This window comes from Actinosynnema sp., from assembly GCF_052038725.1.
Window position 1 is genome coordinate 1 of record NZ_JBQGCX010001176.1, and the last position, 2,104, is coordinate 2,104.

The following is a 2,104-nucleotide window of genomic DNA, read 5'->3' on the forward strand; positions in this document are numbered from 1 at the left end:
CAGGCTGATGCAGGCCCTGCCGTCCGGCGGCGCGATGCTCGCCGTCGAGGCGACGGAGGCGGAAGTCCTCCCGCTGCTGGACGAGCGGGTCAGCATCGCGGCCGTCAACGGCCCCACCTCCGTCGTCGTCTCGGGCGCCGAGGACGCGGTCGACGCCGTCGCCGCCAAGCTGGAAGGCCGTCGCACCAAGCGGTTGCGCGTCTCGCACGCCTTCCACTCGCCGCTGATGGAGCCCATGCTGGAGGAGTTCCGCGCGGTCGCGGCCACCCTCACCTTCCACGCGCCCACCACGGCCGTCGTCTCCACGGTCACCGGCGCCCTCGCCACCGGCGCGGACCTGACCACCCCCGACTACTGGGTCCGGCACGCCCGCCAGGCCGTGCGCTTCGCCGACGGCGTCGCCTTCCTGCGCGCCCAGGGCGTCTCCCGCTTCCTGGAGGTCGGCCCGGACGGCGTGCTCACCGGCCTGGCCCAGGCCACCGCCGAGCAGTCCGCGCTCATCGCCAGCCAGCGCCGCGACCGCCCCGACACCACCGCCCTGGTCACCGCCCTCGCGCAGGCGCACGTCGTCGGCGTGCCCGTCGACTGGTCGGCGGTCTTCTCCGGCCGCGCCACGCACCGCGTCGACCTGCCCACCTACGCGTTCCAGAGCGAGCGGTTCTGGATCGAGTCCGCCACCGCGACCGGCGACGTCACCGCCGCGGGCCTGGACTCCACCGACCACCCGCTGCTCGGCGCGGCCACCACCCTGGCCGGGTCCGGGGGAGCGGTGTTCACCGGCAGGCTCTCCACCCGCACCCACCCGTGGCTGGCCGACCACGTCATCGCGGGCTCGGTCCTGTTCCCCGGCACCGGTTTCCTGGAGCTGGCCGCCCGCGTCGGCGAGGACCTGGGCTGCGGCTCCGTGGCGGAGCTGGCGCTCGCCGCGCCGCTGGTGCTGCCCGAGCGCGGCGCGGTCCGCGTGCAGATCGCGGTCGGCGCGCCCGACGACACCGGCGCCCGCGCGTTCGAGGTGCACTCGCGCGCCGACGACGGCGACGCCGACGCCCCGTGGGTCCCGCACGCCACCGGCCTGCTGTCCCAGTCCCGCCGCAGGGCCGACTTCGAGCTGACCCAGTGGCCGCCCGCGGACGCCGAGGCGATCGAGCTGGACGGCCTGCACGAGCGGCTGGCCGAGGGCGGCATGGACTACGGGCCCGCGTTCCGGGGCCTGCGCGCGGCCTGGAAGCGCGGTGACGAGCTGTTCGCGCAGGTCGAGCTGCCCGACCCGGACGGCGCCGAGCGATTCGGCGTGCACCCGGCGCTGCTGGACGCCGCCCTGCAGGCGCTCGGCCTCGGCGCGCTGGAGGAGCACCGGGGCCTGCCGTTCGCCTGGACCGGCGCGACCGTGCACGCCACCGGCGCGTCCGGCCTGCGCGTGCGCCTCGCCCCGGCCGCGCTCGGCGGGGTGGAGGTGCTGGCCGCCGACCCGACCGGCGCGCCCGTGCTGACCGTGGACTCGCTGGTGCTGCGCGCCACCACCGCCCCGAACCCGGCCGCCGCAGGCCGCTCGCCGCTGCGCGTGCTGGGCTGGAAGCCGGTGGCGACCGCCGACGCCGACGCGGTGGAGTGGACCACCTGGGACGCGCTCGGCGAGGACGTGCCGCCCGTGGTGGTGCTGCCGGTGTCCGGCGGCGTCGAACCCGAGTCCGCGCGCGCCGAGGTGCACCGCGCGCTCGCCGTGCTCCAGACCTGGCTGACCGAGGACCGGTTCGCCGCCTCGCGGCTGGCCGTGGTCACCGAGGGCGCGGTCGGCGACGAGGTCGTCGACCTGGCCGCCGCGGCGGTGTGGGGCCTGGTGCGGTCGGCGCAGGCCGAGAACCCGGACCGGTTCGTGCTGCTCGACGTGCCCGCCGCCGACCTGGCGCGGGCGCTGCCGCTCGCGCTGGCCTCCGGAGAGCCGCAGCTGACCTGGCGCGACGGCGTGCTCTCCGCCGCCCGCCTGGCCACCGAGCCCGACGCCGCCCATCCTGACGCCGCCCAACCCGACGCCCTCGGGCAGGCCGGGTTCGGCTCGGGCGCGGTCGTGGTGACCGGCGCGACCGGCGCCATCGGCCGGATCGTC

Annotated in this window: 1 protein-coding gene; it reads left to right on the top strand. The window is 77.5% G+C overall.

All coding sequences use genetic code 11. The features are described from left to right. Positions 1–2,104, top strand: a 2,104-nt coding sequence (locus ACTUAL_RS24600) for an acyltransferase domain-containing protein (protein ID WP_440901918.1), incomplete at both ends; no start/stop codon positions are given.